The following is a 255-nucleotide window of genomic DNA, read 5'->3' as shown; positions in this document are numbered from 1 at the left end:
CGCGTGCCGGCACCCCGTACTTCTGCTCGGCACGCTTGGCAAACAGCAGGAAGGACCCATACACCCCGGCGTAGCCCAGCGTCAGCGCATCCCGGTCGATGCGGATCGGGAAGTCCATGATCGGCACCACCAGGTCTTCGGCCACGTCCTGGATCCGGAACACATCCACCCCGGTCTCGATCCCCATCAGCTCGCACACCGCAATCAGCACTTCCATCGGCGTGTTGCCCGCCCCCGCCCCCAGCCCGGCCGCGG

Annotated in this window: 1 pseudogene; it reads right to left on the bottom strand. The window is 67.8% G+C overall.

Annotation, left to right across the window (positions count from 1 at the left end):
* A pseudogene (locus DNK49_RS23690) lies at nucleotides 1–255 on the bottom strand (4-hydroxy-2-oxovalerate aldolase); the annotation flags it as partial.

The sequence above is a fragment of the Parazoarcus communis SWub3 = DSM 12120 genome (genome assembly GCF_003226565.1).
In the GTDB taxonomy this organism is placed as follows: domain Bacteria; phylum Pseudomonadota; class Gammaproteobacteria; order Burkholderiales; family Rhodocyclaceae; genus Parazoarcus; species Parazoarcus communis.
Note: the sequence above shows the minus strand (reverse complement) of the source record. Positions and strands in the feature narration are given on the sequence as shown.